This window comes from Labrenzia sp. PHM005 (assembly GCF_006517275.1).
Taxonomy (GTDB): domain Bacteria; phylum Pseudomonadota; class Alphaproteobacteria; order Rhizobiales; family Stappiaceae; genus Roseibium.
The window spans coordinates 3,074,898-3,092,041 of record NZ_CP041191.1; the positions used below are offsets into that span (position 1 = coordinate 3,074,898).

Sequence of the window (17,144 nt, forward strand, 5' to 3'; positions counted from 1 at the left end):
CTGAACTCGGTTTACATTACTTTTGGGATTGCAGTGGTTCTGGTGCTGATCACAGCACTGGTCGGCCCATTTTTCATTGATTGGACCATTTACCGGTCGACCTTTGAAACATATGCAAGCCGGGTGCTGGGGCACCGCGTGACCGTGCTCGGCGAGGCGGATCTTCGGTTGCTGCCTGCGCCTTATATCCGGTTTTCCGACGTCCGGGTTGGCGAAGCGGAAGACCCACTGCTGGTGGTCTCCCGTTTCGATATGCGTTTGGAGCTACCACCTCTGTTGAAGGGCGAATTCCGGGTCATAGATATGGCGCTGGAGCGGCCGCATCTCACATTGTCTCTTGATGAAGCGGGGCGTCTTGACTGGCTGACCGCCGTCACGGCAGATGGCGCGCTTGCAAAACTGCCGCCGGAAGACGTTGCCCTTGAGAAGGTGACTATCCGTGATGGTGCGGTTTCCGTGATCGATGCCCGGACGGGGGAAACTCACCAACTCGATAACGGCAACCTGTCTGTCAGCGCACGGTCGTTGGCCGGGCCATTCCGGGCAGACGGCAGCCTGACCTTGAACGACAAGGCCTATACGGTCAGTTTTGCTTCTGGCCGTATCCGCAATAATGAAAGCCTGCGCTTAAAAGGCGAAATCACGCCGACAGATTGGCCGGTCAACTTTAGCTTTGACGGTGCCCTCAGTGAAACCGATGCGGCGCCGAAATTCGAAGGTACATTTGATATCGCGTCGGTTCTTCTGGACGAGGCCAGTTTGAACACCTGGTCTGTCGAAGGAAGTTTTGCCGCAGACATCGCCGAAGTCTCTGTGCCTGAGTTCGAGTTCCGCTTTGGGCCGGAAGAAAAACGGCTCAGCATGGCCGGTAAGGCTGGCCTGATCTATTCCGGCGATAAACGGTTTGAAGTCCGGGCCAAATCCAAACAGATTGATCTCGACCGGCTGCTGGGCGGCGGGCCGCAGGCGCCGGTGGAAATCAACGATGCCGGCAAGCAGCTTGTGGCCGCACTGAAAGCAGTCCCTTTGCCTGCCATTGAAGGGGCGTTGTCATTTGATGTGCCGGCCTTGGTCGCCGGTGGTGGCATCGTTCAGAACGTGCGCCTGGATCTGGAAACCATGCTTGGCGGCTGGCGGATTGCCCGCCTTGCCGGACGGTTGCCTGGGCGCACCACAGTTGCGACACAAGGCGATCTGGGTCTTACGCCCGCGTTGACTTACCGGGGCGCGGTCTCCGTCAAGTCTGATCAGCCCGCCTCTTTTTTCAGTTGGTGGCAGCGCCAAGAGACAGGGTCCTCCATTTTGGAGCCGGTTTCGGTCGAAGGACGGTTGAATCTGGTTCCGGAAGGCGCAGCTCTCGACAACTTGAGGCTCACCGTGGCCGGGGCCGAAGCGCGCGGCGGGCTGGCTTACCGGCGGCCGCGGACCGGCAATCCAGAGTTTTCATTGTCGCTGGATGCAGACGTGCTCGATCTCGATCAGATCGACACTATGACCGCACTGGTTCGACCTTTGACGGCGGGCAGATCTGCCAGCAATGGCGCGGCTGAGGCCGGGCAGGATTTGAATGTTTCCGTCCGCTTGCAGGCCCGTGAAGTTCGTGGGCGCGGTGTTGAAGGCGAAGGCCTTGCCTTTGAAGCGGAATATTCAGACGGCAATGTCCGGATCGACCGGCTTTTTGCGGCCGATCTGGCCGGCGCCCGTATAGATGTCAAAGGGGACGTGAAGGATCTGCTGTCAGCGCCCAAGGGGGCTGTGTCCGGTACTTTGGATGCGCGCGATCTCTCCGGCTTGGTGGCACTCACCAAAGGCGTGTTCCCAGAAGCTGGGTTTGCCGACCGGCTGGAGCGGGCTGCAGGTGTTCTGGTTCCCGCGAAGTTTGATGCGTCCTTACAAGCTGCCGAATTGGCCGACGGGACGGATCTGTCCATTGACCTGAAGGGAACCGCCGGCGGCACCGACGTTGTGACCATTGCCAGCCTGAAAGGCCGGGTGGATCAATGGCGGGAGGCGGATGTTGGCCTGTCCATCTCTATGAACGGACCTGAGGGCGGGGCCGTTCTGCAGCAACTCGGCTTCGATGTTCTGCCGGTTGACGCCATCGGAACCGCCAGAATCACCGGCAAACTGGAGGGTGTTCCGAGTGAAGGCATGACGGTTTCGAGCTCTGTTGCCCTGGGTGAGACATCTCTGCAAGCAAATGGAACCGTGACCCTCAAGAAGGGCGAAGAAGCCAGTTACGCATTGACCGGAGATTTGAAAACGGCCGACCTGACACCGCTTGCGCTGCTCACTGGACGGGTGTTGCCGGTAATGGCGGGCGATTTGCCGGCCACAATTAGTGGAACGCTCGAAGGGGTTGGAACCAGCTTGGCCGTGCCGTCATTGACCGGAACCTTCCGGAATGTGCGGTTTGATGGCCGTCTTGAAGGCGATTTGAAGCCTGTGCCAGGCGAACGGAACCGCCGCTTCTCTGGCGAGCTGCAGGTTAGTCAGCTGGACGTTCGGGCCTTGAGCGAATTGGTGCTCGGTCCCGATCAATGGTACTCCCTCGGCGATGGCAGCAGCATTTGGCCGGTGGCCTTTTTTGGTGCTCCGCTTCTGGATGATCTGGATCTGACGCTGGATCTGCGCGCAGGCGAAATGTTCGTCGATGACGAAACCGCAATCCGGTCGGCGCGTGCCGAACTGCGTCTCACGCCCGTTCTGATGCGCCTTGACGGGCTCAATGGAGCGTATTCTGGCGGTAACTTGGAGGGGAGCCTCTCTATCCGCCGGTCTGATGCGGAAGGTGCGGCGTCTGGACGGGTTAAGCTGACAGGCGCGGATTTGCGGCAGCTGGCTTGGCGTCCGGAGGGGCGGGCTGTTGTTTCAGGGACCGGCGATTTGTACCTGGAATTTGAAGGTATCGGCCGGTCGATTTCAGCGATTGTGTCTGGCCTCAATGGCGGCGGCACTTTCACCCTAAAAGATGGTGATGTCCGTGGACTAAACCCGCAGGCCTTCATGCAAGTCACCCGGGCTGTTGATGCCGGACTTGATCTTCAAGACGACAAGATCGCTGAGGTTTTTGTAAACCACATGGCGGCTGGCAATCTATCCTTCGAGAAGGTGGAAGGGACTCTGACGCTGGTGGGCGGGCGTTTAAGTGCACGCAATGTGGTGGTTGATGCAGAAAAGGCCGAGGTTTTCGGGTCTGCCCAACTCGACCTGAACATTTATGATCTGGATGCCGATTTTTCTCTGAAGGTGGATCCCGGTGAAAATGCTGTCACGGGCGCGGACCCGCAGATCGGGCTCCTTTTCAAAGGACCTGTGGAAGCGCCGGAGCGCAGTGTCGATATCACACCGTTTACCGCTTACCTGACCCTGCGCGCTTTTGAACAGGAAGTGGAGCGGGTGGAGCGTTTGCAGGCAGAAATCCTGGAGCGGGACCGGCTTACCCGCGAACTCAAACGCCAGGCTGACGCCAAAGCCCGGCGCGAACAAGAAGCGATTGAAGCAGCTGCCGCCGCAGAAGCCGCAGCACAGGCAGCTGAAGAAGAACGCTTGCGCTTGGAGCAGGAACAGCTTGAACGTCAGCAGCAGGAACAAACACAAAGCCAGGAGCGGACACGCGCCACCCCTGGTGATGCGCCTGTCGAAGAAGCCACCATTAGTCCGGCCCGCGCGCCAGCCGAGCCCCAAGTGCCGCTGACGGACCGGATCCGGGCGGTTCTGGATGCCTCAAACGGCGAATTGAATGTTTCGGGGAATGTGTCTCCACCCGGCACCAAACCCGGATCAGACCTGCCGCCGCTGGATGGGCCAATCACCATCGACGATCTCCTGAGCGGCCAGTTCAGCATTCCTGCCGGTCAGTGAGTATTCTCTTTAGGTTAAAAGCCTTATTTGATAGGTATAGTTGCAGCGCGTAAGGCGATCCCGACACCTATTTGGCACTCGTCATAGCGTTTAGGGGCGAGATGATTGCGCCCGCTTCAACACCCATACCCGGATGGCAGACGACAGCGGATCATCCGGGTCTCTGGTGTCGTCAATTTCTGCGATCATGCTGGCGAGGGAGCGTTTTTCGGAAACTACTGCGCCGTCAATCACTTCCCAGAATTCCGGTTCCAGGGCCACGCTGGTGCGGTGGCCGTGCAGGGAGACGGATCTTTTGTGAAGCGCCATTTTTTGTCAGTCGTCGCCGGGGTCGCGGCTGGTTTCAGCCTTGTCTAGAAGATGACCGTCGACTTGCTTTTCCAGCGCCTCCCGGCGCCGGCGGGCGGCATCGCGCTCGGCTTTGCTGCGGCCGTATTTCTGGCGGTTGTCAGAGGCAGTCTTTTCCTTGTCCTGCCGCTGTTTTTGTTTGCGCGCCTGGCGCAGATTGACGATCTCGGCGCTCATGACATTGTCCTGAAATTCAGGTCTTTTTGCGGAATGCGTCTAGGGAGACAACCTCGCCGCCGCCATCGCCGTCTTCGGAGCTGGCTTCAGACTTTTCTGATTTGTCCTCGGCAGCAGCCGCGTCGTCGTCCTGCTTGTTGTCTGCCTTGATGACTTTTTCCGCGGTTTCCTGCTCGGCCTTGGCCAGTTCTTCAACGGCTTCCAGGAGATCTTCCGGCAGCTCTTCCGCTGTTTTGCCCGGATCGAACTCCAGGGCGAACTGAACGGACGGGTCAAAGAAGCCTTTGATGGCAGAGAAGGGCACGAGTAGCTTTTCCGGAACACCGCCAAAGGACAGGCCAACTTCAAAGGCGTGTTCGCCAATGGCCAGGTCCCAGAACTGGTGCTGCAGAACGATTGTCATCTCCTGCGGATAACGTTCTTTCAGCCGCTGCGAGATTTTCACGCCGGGGGCTGTGGTCTCAAAGGCGATGTAAAAATGGTGATCGCCGGGAAGCCCGGTGCGGCCGACCTCCGCAAGGATTTTCTTGACGGCACCACGCAGGGCGTCCTGGATCAGAATATCGTATCGCAACAGGTCTTCAGACATCGTGTTCAGTCGAATCTCGCTTGGAATCTCATCTCAGAAAAGCACATCAGCGGGTCAGGTTCAAAGCCGAAAGGCCCTTATCCAAGGATAGCGGATTTTGGCAGCCGCCGCGACGTTCTAACTTGGCTAACTTTCCGAGAAACTGTCGGAGGGTGAATTCAGTGAAGGCTTCTGTTGCCAGGTGCCTCCGAACCCCGCCTGAAGGGGCTAACCAACAGGACTTAGTGGACTACCGGAACCGCATTACGCAGCTACAGCGTTGTCCATAGCAGTGTTGTCATTTGCAACTACTGAATTAGCCCGATAACGGTGGTACAATGCCGAGCAAAAGCACAGTCTTTACGCCCTCGTCGATCCTATTTCGCCCCCGCCGAAACCCATGAGATTTCAAGAGCTAAGCCTCATGGGCTTGGGTGGAGGCGCCGGGTACCGCCCCCGGGTCCGATAGGTTTATTACACTGACAGTTTATTGCCATAGCTGGCGAACCAGCACTGTTGATATAGGCACTTTTGGTCTGAATTGAAAGGGCTTTCAAAGTATGAGGCCCCTTGGCCGGCTAAGATCATCCACAGGCAGACGACCGGTTCTGTGGCCGGAGCTGGGGAAAGTCCGGGGGAGGGGATGCGTTTTTGCCAGAATCTGCCAAGTTAGAACAACGTGACTGACAGCGGAAAAGGGCGCACATCGTGCAGCAGTATCTGGATCTCTTGGCAAAAATCCTTGATGAGGGCGTTGACCGTGGCGACCGGACTGGAACCGGCACCCGCTCGATCTTCGGCCACCAGATGCGGTTTGATCTGTCCGAAGGGTTTCCGCTGGTCACCACCAAGAAACTGCATCTGCGCTCCATCATCCATGAGCTCTTGTGGTTTATCGCCGGCGACACGAACATCGCCTATCTGAAGGAAAACGGCGTCAAGATCTGGGACGATTGGGCGGATGAGAATGGTGATCTCGGCCCGGTTTACGGCTATCAATGGCGGTCCTGGCCTGCGCCCTCCAAAGACGGAAGTGGCGAGTCGATTGATCAGATCGCAAATGTCCTGGAGATGATCCGCAAAAGCCCGGAAAGCCGGCGGTTGATCGTGTCGGCCTGGAACCCGGCTCTGGTCGATGAAATGGCGCTGCCGCCCTGCCACGCGCTGTTCCAGTTTTATGTTGCTGACGGCAAACTCTCCTGCCAGCTCTATCAGCGTTCCGCGGATGTTTTCCTTGGTGTTCCGTTCAACATCGCGTCTTATGCGCTGCTCACCATGATGATCGCGCAGGTCACCGGCCTAAAGCCCGGCGACTTTGTGCACACGCTCGGCGATGCCCATCTTTATGCCAACCATTTCGACCAGGCGCGCGAGCAGCTGACCCGGACCCCGCGTACCCTGCCGCAGATGAAGATGAACCCGGCCGTCACTGATCTCTTTGCCTTCAAATACGAAGATTTTGAGCTGACCGGTTATGATCCACACCCGCACATCCCTGCGCCGATTGCGGTTTAGTTCGTGGGCTCCATCAGAACCTGGCACCTGATGGCGTTTGATCGCCTCAGCTGAAGCAGACTTAGAGTTTTCTGCCCGTCACATATTCATAGCCATCGAAAATGAGTTGCAGCACCACATCGGCTTCCTCAGAAGAGCGCGGTGTATAGAGCAGGACAAATCCAGCCCATCCTGGACGGTGAGACCATGGGTGGAAATCGGCCCAACCTGCTTCGACCGCTTCTTTAGCCCGGTCCGGCGAAAGAGAAATATGCAAGCTTCCATCCGGATGTATGTGCGCAAATTCCCGGCCACCGACAATGGCTTCCGGATGCGCAAGTTCGATTTGCTCTGATATCCAAAACCCCTTTGCACCGGGAAGGGAAATCACTGTTTTGCGAATTTCCACCCCGGGGAGTGTGGCTGCTTGGCGCACAAGTTGGTCTGAGAGCTCCGGGACCAATTCTGCACCGATTTGAATATGTGGGACTTTGTTCGTTGTTCTGGCGCCGGGGCCATCGCGTTGGGGCAAGTCAGCTGCAAAAGCCCGGGTAGTGCTGGCGGCAATTGCCAGTGCTACCATGATACTTGCAAATCGTTGTCTTCGGATCGCCATGTGCCCTCAATCATGAGACTGGAATAAAACGTTCCGCCGATCAGCCTGCTGATTGAACTGCGACTGATCGACGGTAAAGCCACAAAGTTTCGAAGAGCACCTTCACGTAAGAGGTCGGATGGGGCCGTGTGCGGCTATTGTTATTCGGTCTCGCGAAACTTCTTGTGGCAGGCGCTGCAGGCTCCACCGACGGCGCCGATGTTGGCGCGGACCTGATCCAAGCCAGACCCGGCAACGTCTGCCATCGTGGTCGCGGCTGTCACAAGGGATTTGTGAATGTTGGCGCTCTCAGGATACGTCGTCCAAGCTTCTGCCTTTGCCCTGGTGGCACCAGGGAGCGCTGTGCTGTCAGATCCTTGAGGCCAAGCCGAGCCGAGGTTTAAGGTCGCCAGGCTTAAGATATTATCGGCCGCAGTTTTTGCAGCCTCCGGATTGTATTCGGCGTCTCCTTTTGCCATGGCACCGAGTTGCCCAAGGTTCCAGGCATATAAGGACATAAGTGCCTTGCGGGCCTTGATGGCGTTGTCGAATTTTCCGTCTGCGAATGCGGAGCCTAGTCCGATCACAGCCATGATCGCGAGAGAACATGTCAGCTTTAAAATGTATTTCATTGAGCACTCCAAGCTGTGCAGTATTGAACATCTGAAATCTGTCATGATTATATTTTCCGGTAAATTTGGAAAAAATGGCCAGGAGGCTGTGCGCTGATGCACAAGGTTCATTGGGATGATCTTCAGTATGTCCATGCAGTCATCGAGCATGGATCATTGTCAGCTGCCTCGCGCGCACTCGGCGTGAATCATGCAACTGTGTTACGGCGGATCGCTCTGCTTGAAGCTGCTTATGAAATCAAACTGTTTGAGCGCAGAAATGACGGCTACCGGCTGCTTCCGGAAGGCCGGGCGCTTCTGGCTTCACTCAAGTTAATGGACCAGGCATCTGCCCGGATAATGAGAAGTCTGGCGCTCACGTCCAAAGGCATTGAAGGGAGCTTTCGACTGGCCACAACGGATTCCATCGCGTGTCTGCTTATTCCGGGTTATCTGGAGCAGCTCCGCGCCGCTCATTCCAGCATCAATATTGAGGTCGTGGTTTCAAACAATCCAATCGACATGTCCTTATCCGGCGCCGAAATATTGATCAGGCCAGGAGGAGAAATGCCGCCGGATCTCAGCGGCATCCGCGCAGGTTCCATTGAGTTCTGCGTTTATGGGGCGCCCGACTATCTGAAAGAGGTCGCAGGTCTTCCAGCTGGGGATTTAAGGTGGTTGGGAGTCGCGCCGCATTTTGCCCGATCGACCGCTGGCGAATGGCTGTTCGCCAATGCGCAGACGAGTTTTGAGTTTTCTGCCGATAGCTTTCTGGCGTTGGCCAGCATGGCGGCCCGAGGACTTGGGGTGACAATGCTTCCCGATTTTATCGGCCGGCAAACTGAGGGACTTGTCGCGGTGAACAGAATGCCACCCGGACCAAAAACCGGTGTCTGGGTGGCAACCCATAAGGATTTCAGGCGCCAACCCAACATCGAAACGCTCTTGAGCTTCTTTGCCGGGGCGATCAAGGCGGATGAGCAATTGGGTAGCTAAGAGCTCTAAGCCACTAATCGATCTCCGCGTAAATCTCCAGAATGTTCCCTTCTGGATCTGTGAAATAAAGCGTCCGATGACCCCAGGTTTGATCTTTGGGGGGGGCAATGATGGCCGCTCCGTGAGATTCTAACTCTTGGAAGCACTGGTCGAGATCCTTGAGCGGAACCTCGAATGCCAGCTGTAAAGCTGGCCCGGTCAATTCCCGCCTAGAAAAGAGCCCGGATTCGGGACGAAGTGTCAGTGATACGGGCCCCACTTGGAACCTGATCCAATCATCACGCTCATACTCAATTTGAAATCCGAGAACGCGTGAATAAAAATCCCGCGCTCTCTCAAGGTCGCGGCAGACAATAACAACGTAATCGACTGATTTGATGGATTTCAGGGACATCGGCAGATGACCTCAGCTTTATCTGAGACGGACAAGGCTGGCCTATAGTCAGCAAATAAGCAAACCGCAAATACGGCTTCTTGGGTGTCCAATACGATCACCATCGCCAGCACTGTCAGTCTGGATGAAACAGAACATATGGGAGCTCTCCAGCTGGTTCGAACTGGAAAAAGCGCCTGACGCCCCATGGCTCGTCGAACAGGGCGATGTAAAAGCATCGAAGGTCACTAACTGACTGTGTTTAGATCTCCAAAACAACCCGTTTATCGGCCATCGGTGCTCTCCAGTTTGCCGGTCAATGGTATTACTGTCCGCGGCAACCAAAATTCGCGGGCTTGCACACAGCCCAGTTCTTCACGCAACCTCAAACCAGTCCATCATGCCGGAGGCTGCGTGGCCGAGCATATGACAGTGGATGAGCCACTTGCCGGGATTGTCGGTGACAAAGGCGATTTTGACCGTTTCGCCGCGCTGGGTGGTGAACGTGTCGCGCCAGTCTGGATTTTCAAGCTTCTTGCCGTTGCGCTCCAGAACCCGGAAATGATGGCCATGCAGATGGATCGCATGCGGGAAGGCTGTATCGTTGGTGCTTTCCAGGATGATGGTTTCGCCGCGTTTGGCTGAAAAGAACGGTTTCTCGCCCATGCCTGCTTGACCATTGAAGGCCCAGAAATCTCCGGCCTGGGCCAGCTCGCGCATGGAGAGCTCCTGACCGTTTTTTGTCGCTGATTGCATGCGGCCCATGGCGCCACCCGCCATCACCAGCGGAAAACTGCGCGCATTCTCCAGATCCGGTTCCGGCAAGGCGTTGGCTTTGGGCAGGCGTAACAGGTCGTCGTTATTAGCCTCTTTGGAAATTGTGAAATTGGCGAAGGTGTAGGGCTGTCCGGTCATCGTTTCAAACGGGACCGGGCCGTCCCCCTCTGGCCGCATGATGAGGTCCATGCGCTGAGCTGGGGCAAGTTGAATGGTGCCATCCACCTCTCTTGGGGAATCAAAGACCTGCCCGTCGAGACCGATCAGTTGAGCTCCAAACCGGGATGGCGCCAAATCCAGGATGCGCGATGCGGACATGTTGATCAGACGCAGCCGGTGCCAGCGGCCTTTTTGTACCGGGATTTCCGGCATGTTCTGGCCATTGATGGTGAGCCAGTTGCCGAGCCGGCCGGCATGGGAAAAATCATGCATAGCCCCGAAGCTTGCCGTATCAAGCACGCCGTTGTCATCAAGACGCCAGTCCGACAGGGCGAGGGTGATGTCCGTATCCGATTCGAAAGTTTGTTCGTCTTCTTCAACGATCAGAGGCCCGGCTAGGCCACGCGGAACCTGGTTCCAGCTCATATGATGGGCATGGTACCAATAGGTCCCGGCATCCGGCACGACGAATTCATAATCAAACGTTTCGCCAGGCTGAACGGCTGGTTGCGTCAGCCCAGAAACACCATCCATGGCATTGTTGATGCGGATGCCGTGCCAATGAACGGACGTTGGCTCCTCCAGGCTGTTTTTAAACCGAATCTTCACCCACTCGCCGCGTTTGACACGGATTTCCGGACCGGGCAGCTGGCCATTGAAAAGCCAGAGATCAGAAAGCCCGCCTTCGTCGCCGTAGAGCCGGCCTTTGCCTTTGACTGCTTCCAGCTGGAAGGTGCCGTCTCCAGTTTTTGCCATTGCAAATCGCGGCAAACTTGTGGAGGCTAAGCTGGCAACCGCTGTCTTGAGGAAATGTCTTCGGTTCATACAGTCTCCTGGTACTTAGGACGGCGATGTTCTACTGAGGAGAAAACCCCACAATCTGAGTGTATCAGATCATGGTCCACTTATCTGAAACAAGAGACACACAACTTGAGCCTTCCGGCTGCTGGAAGGTCAAGACCGGTTTCCTCCCGGGTCATACATCTCTGCCGTCTGTTGGATGGTTTTTCGCTGTTCTTTTGGCGCCCGTAATCCTGATTGGTTCTTTGAATATGTCGTTTTCTCAATCTGTGGTATCGCTTTCACCGCACAGTTCTGCCGCCAAAAAACAAGGGTTTGATCCCAGAGTTGGTGAAAAACTTCAGGCCGGTGTCGAAGCTGGGCTGTTGCGGCATTTGCATGTGGTTCTTGCCGAGCGAGGTGGGGATGTCGTTCTGGAGAGCTATGGCGAAGGCGAGGACGAAAACTGGGGCAGGCCTCTTGGAACAGTTTCCTTCAGCCCGGACACTTTGCACGATCTGAGGTCGGTCACAAAAAGCATTGTCGGCCTTCTCTACGGGATCGCATTGGACAAGGAGCTGGTTCCATCGCTAGATACGCCAATCCTAGCGCAATTTCCTGAGTACGAAGACCTTGCCGATGACCCGGACCGGCAGAAACGCACGATTGAACATGCGTTGACCATGACGCTTGGCATGGAGTGGGATGAAACGGTTCCTTACACCAGCACGAAAAACAGCGAATTGGCGATGGAATTTGCAGAAGACCGATTCCGTTTTGTCTTGGACCGGCCGCTCATCGAGGAGCCTGGAAAACGTTGGATTTACAGCGGCGGAGCTGTCGCTCTCATCGGTGAGATTCTTCAACGGGGGACAGGAAAAACCTTGCCCGAGTTTGCGCGCGAGGTCCTGTTTGATCCCTTGGATATTGAAGAATTTGAATGGTCCGCTGGCCGGGACGGGGTTGCCTCCGCTGCGTCTGGTTTGCGGCTCAAGGCCTCTGATCTTTTGAAAATCGGCCGATTGGTCCTCAACAAGGGAGAGCGGAACGGGACACGGATCGTCTCAGCCGAGTGGATTGATGCCTCCCTTTCTTTCAAAGCCGCAACCGATCAAGGCGTCAATTACGGCTATCTGTGGTGGCTGGGCAAAGCGCCGGTTCAAACGGCGAGCGGCACGGTGTCCTGGGCTGCCGGGTTCGGCAATGGGGGGCAGCGTTTGTTTGTGAGCCCGGAGGCCGATGTGACCGCGGTAATCTATTCGGGTCACTACAATAATTGGGACGCTTGGATCACACCGGCACGCGTTTGGAGCGAGATTATTTTGGCCAATCTCAAACTACGGTAAGGCCGCCGCGCTCGCATCTCTCATTTGGTTTTGTGGTTTTCGGCCAGATCCCGGTACCAGTGTGCGCTGTCTTTCAGAGTGCGGATCTGGCTGTCATAGTCGACGTGAACGATCCCGAACCGCATGCGGTAGCCTTCAGCCCACTCGAAATTGTCCATCAGGCTCCACAAGAAATAACCTTTGACCGGGATCCCATCGTTGATCGCGTTTGCTGTCGCCGATAGGTGCTTTTCCAGATAATCAATGCGCCGGTCATCTTTAACTTCACCGCCCATCGGTTCATCGTTGTAACAGGCGCCGTTTTCCGTGATGTAACAGGGCGGCAGGGCATAACGGCTGTAGAGATCTTTCAAAAGATCGGAAAGACCGTTCTCATCAACCTCCCAGCCGATATCGGTTTTTTCCGTGTTGCCATTGGGCGGGATTTGAATGGCCTGCGGGTAATCGGCACACATGTCCGGATCTGCGGCGATCCGCCAGGGCGTGTAGTAATTCAGGCCCCACCAATCAAGCGGCTGGTTGATGATCTCAAGATCACCGTCTTCAATCGGCATCTTATCGCCAATCGCATCCAGAATGTCTGGGTGGTAGCGGCCGTTGAAGACCGGTGACATGTAAATGTCGTTGTGAAACAGGAACGCTCGCTCTGCGGCGGCTTTGTCTTCGTCAGTCTCGGATGCCGGATAGATTGAATATGCGTTCAGGACGAGGCCTATCGGCAGATCCGCACGGGCGGACCGGGCGGCCTGAACGGCTTTGCCATGCGCCAGATTGAGCACATGCACGCTGACGGCAAAGGCGTCGGTGCTTTTCTCGCCCGGGGCGTGAACGCCATACAGATGGCTCAAATGGCCGGCGCACCAAGGCTCGTTGATGGTTGCAAGCGCATCCATCCGGTCACCAAGCCGTTTGACGACGATCTCTGCATAGTCCGCCAAGGCATCCGCCGTGGACCGGGCCGTCCAGCCGCCATCGCCCATCAGCGCCAAAGGCAGATCCCAATGATAGAGGGTCGGATAGACCTTAAGGCCGCGTTCAACGAGACCATCAATCAAGCGGTCATAAAAATCGAGACCTTTTTCATTCACCACACCGCGGCCTTCGGGCAGAATGCGTGGCCAGGCGATTGAAAAGCGGTATGCATCAACGCCAAGGGATTTGATCAGATCCAGGTCGTCTTCCCAGCGGTGATAATGGTCGCAGGCGATATCACCGGAATGACCTTGGTAGACCCGGCCCGGCATTTTGGAAAACGCATCCCATATGCTGGGCTTGCGTCCATCGTCACTGGCGGCACCTTCAATCTGATAGGCGGCCGTTGCCACACCGAACTGGAAATCCTTGGGAAAGCGCGCGGACAGAGCCTTGGGTGAGGTCATGAGGGTCTCGCATTAAACCGGTATAGGGTCTCTAGGCTATAGTATCCAAAGCGCTTTGAATCAAGGAATTCCGTGAATCTCTGATAATCTTCTCCAAAGCGGTAATGCCGGCCTTATGCGGTCGATGAGGCGGCCGGCAGCGCTGGTGCCGATGACAACTTCGGTCTCAGAAATGGTTGTCCAGGCGGTGAGGCCTTTGTGCCGGGACAGGTCCGCATAATCGCTGTCTTTCGGAAATCCACGTGGTGGTTTGACGAGATCCGGCCCGGATACCTCAAACCCATCGCTTGAAAGTGCGGTAAGAATTCCGTTTAGGTCTTTGCCAAGGCCGGTTTCCAACTCCGTGAGATACCGCTCCAGCACTGGTTTGGCGAACTGCATCGACCCGGCACCAAGGCGAATTTCGTTTGTTTCTATGGACAGGAAAAAACTGGGTGGCTGAGCCTGCTTTCCTTCGAAGGCGCCATCCTTTGGCCAGAACGCTATCCGGACATGGGTGTTATAGGGCGTCTTGTCTTTCGAGAAGCGGAGATCCCGATTAATCCGGAACAGCTTTGAACTGAATTTCTGGCCGGTTAAGCCGGTGAAGTGCTGCTCCAGATCCTCCCGCAGAGCCGCCGACGGCTTTTTCAGGACGCTTTCATAGGTCGCTTTGTTGTCGGCAAACCAATCCTTGGTGTTGTTTTTTGCAAGATCTTCGAGAAAGTCGAAGCTCTCAGCAGAAAAGAACGCGGGTTCACGGCTCATGATGCGGTTGCCTTGCTCTTTTTGGCCTTAGCCACTTTAGCTGGCAGAGTGCAGACGTAAGTACGGGCCATATCGATCCAGCCTTTAAGATCTTCATCCGATTGGACACCTTCAAAGGCAATTTCAATAAAACCGGGCATGGGCCGCCCAGTGGGCCGGCAAAGAGACGCGTAGGGTTTGGCGAGTGCGTCGGCTTCTTGGTCTTTTCCCACCCGGGCCATCAGTCCGTTTTTCGAAGCGCAGACCAGCATGTTGCCGTTGACCATAAAGCACGTGGCGCCGAACATGCGTTTGCGTTCCACATTCTGTTCCGGGATCAGATCTCCGGTCCGCTCGATCAAAACCTCTTCCATCAACTCGGGCATAGTGCTGTTCCTTAAATAGAGTGTCTTGGTAAAGACGGAGCTGGATGCACCGGCCCGACAGAAAGAAACCAAAAAATCTCACTCGTTTTTCTGGTCAGTCTCATGCTAGGAGCCGGTGAGACAAAAGCAAATGGAACGGAGAGCCTGCATTGCCGGAAATCTTCATGATCGCCGCCGTTGCCAAAAACGGGATCATCGGTGCAGACAATGATATGCCCTGGCGCTTGTCATCCGACCTGAAGCGCTTCAAGGCTTTGACACTCGGCAAACCGGTAATCATGGGCCGCAAAACATTCCTGTCCTTTGGTGGCAAACCCCTGCCCGGACGCCCTCATATCGTGATCTCGAGGGATGCGGAGTACGCGCCGGAAGGCGCCGAGGCCGCGCAATCCCTGGAAAGTGCGATAGAGCGCGCAAAGGAAATTGCGGCGGAAACATCTGCTGCTGAAATTGCTATCATTGGCGGCGGCCAGATTTATGCGCAGGCAATGCCGCTGGCCGACCGGCTGGAAATCACAGAAGTCGATGCAAATCCCTCGGGCGACACAAAGTTTCCAGAAATTGACAAGGGTATCTGGCAGGAAACGGAACGGGTTGCCGGTCAACAGACTGAAAAGGACACGGCTGGCTTTGCCTATGTCACGTATCGGCGGACATAAGCCCTGAAGAGGCCCGACTTTATGGAGTGATGTGTGAGCAGCAAGCTTATTGGTAAGTGGAACAGTTTCGACAATCTCAGTGCCCGGGACGTGCATGATCTTTTAAAACTGCGCCAGGATGTTTTTATGTTGGAACAAGACTGTCTTTTTCCAGAAATCGACGGCAAGGATCCCGAAACGGAGCATTTTTTTATGCGAGATACGGAGACCGGCGCACTTGCCGGCGCAATCCGTTTGTTTTCCGCAAGCGATAAAGAAATCCGCATCGGACGGGTCGTCGTGGCACAAACGCATCGTGGTTTGGGTCTTGGCCGGGATCTGATGCTGGCAGGGATGGACCGGGCACGGCAGTTGGCGCCGGCAGCAGATATTCATCTATCCGCACAGGCGCATTTGGAGAAATTCTATAAATCCTTGGGGTTCTCAAAGATTTCTGAGGTTTACCTGGAAGACGACATTCCCCATATCGATATGGTCGCAACGCCTGGGGGGACCCAATAGGCATGAGCGCAGATGCAGTTAAAGGCTGTGCTGAGCAAGGTTGGCCTTTATACACATTGCGCTGCAGAAAAATGAATTAATCAAAGGGAGTGGAACCTTAGGCCGTGCGTTGAAAGCGGGCGGTAACCTCCCTATAACCTACAATGAGTCAGAACGGGCAAAAGCCCATATCCAGCCCCATTTACCGGGGGTGGAGTTCACAGAAGGAAAACTTGATGCCTTGGAGCAATCAGTCAGGTGGCGGAGGCCCCTGGAAGGGTGGCGGAAATAACGGCGGCGGTCCATGGGGCGGCGGCGGAGGAAACAACAACGGTCCTTGGGGCGGTGGCCCTAACAGGGGCGGTGGTGGCAATCCGCCTGACCTGGAAGAACTCCTGAAACGCACCCAAGACCGTATGAAAACCGTCCTTCCCGGCGGCGGCGGCGGCGGCCTTGGCATCCTCGGCATTTTGATTGTCATTGGCCTTGGTGTTCTGGGCTGGCTTGCAACCGGCGTCTACATCGTCGACGAAGGCCGCGGTGAGGTTGGCGTTGAGCTTGTTCTTGGTAAGGTCACCGACCAGACCGGCACCGGCTTTCACTACAATTGGCCGTATCCAATCGGCGAAGTTTACAAGCCGCAGGTCGAGCAACAGCGCGAAACCACCGTCGGGGTTGAAGAACTCTTCACCAATTCCGGTGCGGTGCGCTCACGCGATGTCCCTGAAGAAAGCCTGATGCTGACCGGCGATGAAAACATCGTCGATGTTGGTTTCAAGGTTCAGTGGCGGATCAAGAACACTAAAGAAGGTATCACCAATTACCTGTTCAACATCCAGAACCCTGAAGGCACAGTGAAAGCCGTTTCGGAAAGCGCAATGCGCGAGGTTGTCGGCGAATCCAACATCGATTCCATTCTGACGCAGAACCGCGTAACCATTCAGAATGATGTGGCAAGTCTGATGCAGACAACGCTAGATTCGTACCGGGCCGGGATTGAGATCACTGAAGTGCAGATGCAGAAGGTGGATCCGCCCGCACAGGTCATCGACGCGTTCCGCGATGTTCAGGCTGCGCGCGCCGACCAGGTGCGTATCGAAAACGAAGCGCAAGCCTATGCCAACCGGATGGTTCCGGAAGCCCGCGGTGAGGCCGCCCGCATTCTGGAACGGGCAAACGCCTACCAGGAACAGGCGATTGCTGAAGCAACCGGTCAATCGCAGCGTTTCACAAAGATCTATGAAGAGTACAAAAACGCACCGGACGTGACCCGCGAGCGTCTGTACCTGGAAACCCTGGAGAAAGTCTTGGGTGACAACAACAAAATTATCATCGACAGCGAATCTTCGGGCTCCGGCGTACTGCCGTTCCTGCCGCTCAATGACCTCAACGGACGCCAGTCCACCCGGACGGGAGGAAACTGATC

The 17,144-nt window shown here is 55.9% G+C and carries 17 protein-coding genes and 1 other RNA gene; 7 read left to right on the forward strand and 11 right to left on the reverse strand.

The genetic code is table 11. The features are described from left to right. The first annotated feature begins 27 nt into the window (after nt 1-27). On the forward strand, nt 28-3,864 hold the full coding sequence (locus tag FJ695_RS13795; RefSeq protein WP_371708993.1) for an AsmA-like C-terminal region-containing protein: 3,837 nt from the start codon (nt 28-30) through the stop codon (nt 3,862-3,864). A 90-nt stretch (nt 3,865-3,954) separates the two neighbouring features. Here the strand turns inward: FJ695_RS13795 and FJ695_RS13800 are convergent, their stop codons facing one another. The 4 genes from FJ695_RS13800 to ssrA form a co-directional block, all read right to left on the reverse strand. Then, nucleotides 3,955-4,173: a ribbon-helix-helix domain-containing protein gene (locus FJ695_RS13800; protein ID WP_141185996.1), complete on the reverse strand. Its 219-nt coding sequence runs from the start codon at nt 4,171-4,173 to the stop codon at nt 3,955-3,957. Nucleotides 4,174-4,179: 6 nt separating this feature from the next. Then, nucleotides 4,180-4,389, reverse strand: a complete 210-nt coding sequence (locus tag FJ695_RS13805; RefSeq protein WP_141185997.1) for a DUF4169 family protein — start codon at nt 4,387-4,389, stop codon at nt 4,180-4,182. A gap of 16 nt (nt 4,390-4,405) precedes the next feature. Beyond that, a complete protein-coding gene (locus FJ695_RS13810; protein ID WP_141185998.1) occupies nt 4,406-4,978 on the reverse strand; it encodes an SspB family protein in 573 nt (190 codons plus the stop codon). A 160-nt stretch (nt 4,979-5,138) separates the two neighbouring features. After that, nucleotides 5,139-5,508: a transfer-messenger RNA gene (gene ssrA, locus FJ695_RS13815) on the reverse strand. Between the two features lie 157 nt (nt 5,509-5,665). Between ssrA and FJ695_RS13820 the strand changes: the two genes are divergently transcribed. Continuing rightward, nucleotides 5,666-6,472, forward strand: a complete 807-nt coding sequence (locus tag FJ695_RS13820; protein ID WP_141185999.1) for a thymidylate synthase — start codon at nt 5,666-5,668, stop codon at nt 6,470-6,472. Nucleotides 6,473-6,533: 61 nt separating this feature from the next. On the opposite strand, the gene FJ695_RS13825 is transcribed toward FJ695_RS13820, so the two are convergent. Both FJ695_RS13825 and FJ695_RS13830 read right to left on the reverse strand, forming a co-directional pair. Then, nucleotides 6,534-7,034 (reverse strand): luciferase family protein, encoded by a 501-nt coding sequence (locus FJ695_RS13825; RefSeq protein WP_209011043.1) that lies wholly within the window; start codon nt 7,032-7,034, stop codon nt 6,534-6,536. Nucleotides 7,035-7,207: 173 nt separating this feature from the next. Then, nucleotides 7,208-7,678 carry a cytochrome c gene (locus FJ695_RS13830; protein WP_168206368.1) on the reverse strand — a complete coding sequence of 157 codons (471 nt, stop codon included), beginning with the start codon at nt 7,676-7,678 and terminating at the stop codon, nt 7,208-7,210. A gap of 96 nt (nt 7,679-7,774) precedes the next feature. On the opposite strand from FJ695_RS13830, the gene FJ695_RS13835 reads away from it, so the two are divergent. Next, nucleotides 7,775-8,653, forward strand: coding sequence for a LysR family transcriptional regulator (locus FJ695_RS13835; protein ID WP_141186001.1), 879 nt, complete (start codon nt 7,775-7,777; stop codon nt 8,651-8,653). 13 nt (nt 8,654-8,666) lie between these two features. Here FJ695_RS13835 and FJ695_RS13840 read toward each other — a convergent pair whose 3' ends face one another. Both FJ695_RS13840 and FJ695_RS13845 read right to left on the reverse strand, forming a co-directional pair. Continuing rightward, nucleotides 8,667-9,047, reverse strand: coding sequence for a VOC family protein (locus tag FJ695_RS13840; RefSeq protein ID WP_141186002.1), 381 nt, complete (start codon nt 9,045-9,047; stop codon nt 8,667-8,669). A 354-nt stretch (nt 9,048-9,401) separates the two neighbouring features. Further along, nucleotides 9,402-10,787, reverse strand: coding sequence for a multicopper oxidase family protein (locus FJ695_RS13845; protein ID WP_141186003.1), 1,386 nt, complete (start codon nt 10,785-10,787; stop codon nt 9,402-9,404). A gap of 227 nt (nt 10,788-11,014) precedes the next feature. On the opposite strand from FJ695_RS13845, the gene FJ695_RS13850 reads away from it, so the two are divergent. Beyond that, nucleotides 11,015-12,088, forward strand: coding sequence for a serine hydrolase (locus tag FJ695_RS13850; protein ID WP_141186004.1), 1,074 nt, complete (start codon nt 11,015-11,017; stop codon nt 12,086-12,088). Nucleotides 12,089-12,108: 20 nt separating this feature from the next. On the opposite strand, the gene FJ695_RS13855 is transcribed toward FJ695_RS13850, so the two are convergent. The 3 genes from FJ695_RS13855 to FJ695_RS13865 are packed head-to-tail and all read right to left on the reverse strand — an operon-like array spanning nt 12,109 to nt 14,579. Next, nucleotides 12,109-13,467, reverse strand: a complete 1,359-nt coding sequence (locus tag FJ695_RS13855; RefSeq protein WP_141186005.1) for a GH1 family beta-glucosidase — start codon at nt 13,465-13,467, stop codon at nt 12,109-12,111. A 60-nt stretch (nt 13,468-13,527) separates the two neighbouring features. Continuing rightward, nucleotides 13,528-14,214 carry a TIGR02453 family protein gene (locus FJ695_RS13860; RefSeq protein ID WP_141186006.1) on the reverse strand — a complete coding sequence of 229 codons (687 nt, stop codon included), beginning with the start codon at nt 14,212-14,214 and terminating at the stop codon, nt 13,528-13,530. After that, complete coding sequence (locus FJ695_RS13865; RefSeq protein ID WP_141186007.1) at nt 14,211-14,579, reverse strand: TfoX/Sxy family protein; 369 nt, start codon at nt 14,577-14,579, stop codon at nt 14,211-14,213. Before FJ695_RS13865 ends, FJ695_RS13860 begins: the two co-directional genes overlap by 4 nt. A 164-nt stretch (nt 14,580-14,743) precedes the next feature. Here FJ695_RS13865 and FJ695_RS13870 point away from each other — a divergent pair, with 164 nt between their 5' ends. The 3 genes from FJ695_RS13870 to hflK all read left to right on the forward strand — a co-directional run bounded on the left by FJ695_RS13870 (nt 14,744) and on the right by hflK (nt 17,142). Beyond that, nucleotides 14,744-15,238, forward strand: coding sequence for a dihydrofolate reductase (locus FJ695_RS13870; protein WP_141186008.1), 495 nt, complete (start codon nt 14,744-14,746; stop codon nt 15,236-15,238). Between the two features lie 33 nt (nt 15,239-15,271). Further along, the gene (locus tag FJ695_RS13875; RefSeq protein WP_141186009.1) at nt 15,272-15,739 is read left to right on the forward strand and encodes a GNAT family N-acetyltransferase; all 468 of its coding nucleotides are present in this window, start codon (nt 15,272-15,274) and stop codon (nt 15,737-15,739) included. A 215-nt stretch (nt 15,740-15,954) separates the two neighbouring features. Then, a complete protein-coding gene (gene hflK, locus FJ695_RS13880) occupies nt 15,955-17,142 on the forward strand; it encodes an FtsH protease activity modulator HflK (protein WP_141186010.1) in 1,188 nt (395 codons plus the stop codon). Nucleotides 17,143-17,144: the final 2 nt, after the last annotated feature.

What these genes read in the sequence shown, in the direction of transcription:
- FJ695_RS13845 (WP_141186003.1), bottom strand. Translation starts at nt 10,787, where the DNA reads ATGAACCGAAGACATTTCCTCAAGACAGCGGTTGCCAGCTTAGCCTCC.
- FJ695_RS13825 (WP_209011043.1), bottom strand. Translation starts at nt 7,034, where the DNA reads ATGGTAGCACTGGCAATTGCCGCCAGCACTACCCGGGCTTTTGCAGCT.
- FJ695_RS13810 (WP_141185998.1), bottom strand. Translation starts at nt 4,978, where the DNA reads ATGTCTGAAGACCTGTTGCGATACGATATTCTGATCCAGGACGCCCTG.
- FJ695_RS13830 (WP_168206368.1), bottom strand. Translation starts at nt 7,678, where the DNA reads ATGAAATACATTTTAAAGCTGACATGTTCTCTCGCGATCATGGCTGTG.
- FJ695_RS13805 (WP_141185997.1), bottom strand. Translation starts at nt 4,389, where the DNA reads ATGAGCGCCGAGATCGTCAATCTGCGCCAGGCGCGCAAACAAAAACAG.
- FJ695_RS13800 (WP_141185996.1), bottom strand. Translation starts at nt 4,173, where the DNA reads ATGGCGCTTCACAAAAGATCCGTCTCCCTGCACGGCCACCGCACCAGC.
- FJ695_RS13855 (WP_141186005.1), bottom strand. Translation starts at nt 13,467, where the DNA reads ATGACCTCACCCAAGGCTCTGTCCGCGCGCTTTCCCAAGGATTTCCAG.
- FJ695_RS13860 (WP_141186006.1), bottom strand. Translation starts at nt 14,214, where the DNA reads ATGAGCCGTGAACCCGCGTTCTTTTCTGCTGAGAGCTTCGACTTTCTC.
- hflK (WP_141186010.1), top strand. Translation starts at nt 15,955, where the DNA reads ATGCCTTGGAGCAATCAGTCAGGTGGCGGAGGCCCCTGGAAGGGTGGC.
- FJ695_RS13870 (WP_141186008.1), top strand. Translation starts at nt 14,744, where the DNA reads ATGATCGCCGCCGTTGCCAAAAACGGGATCATCGGTGCAGACAATGAT.
- FJ695_RS13865 (WP_141186007.1), bottom strand. Translation starts at nt 14,579, where the DNA reads ATGCCCGAGTTGATGGAAGAGGTTTTGATCGAGCGGACCGGAGATCTG.
- FJ695_RS13835 (WP_141186001.1), top strand. Translation starts at nt 7,775, where the DNA reads ATGCACAAGGTTCATTGGGATGATCTTCAGTATGTCCATGCAGTCATC.
- FJ695_RS13850 (WP_141186004.1), top strand. Translation starts at nt 11,015, where the DNA reads ATGTCGTTTTCTCAATCTGTGGTATCGCTTTCACCGCACAGTTCTGCC.
- FJ695_RS13840 (WP_141186002.1), bottom strand. Translation starts at nt 9,047, where the DNA reads ATGTCCCTGAAATCCATCAAATCAGTCGATTACGTTGTTATTGTCTGC.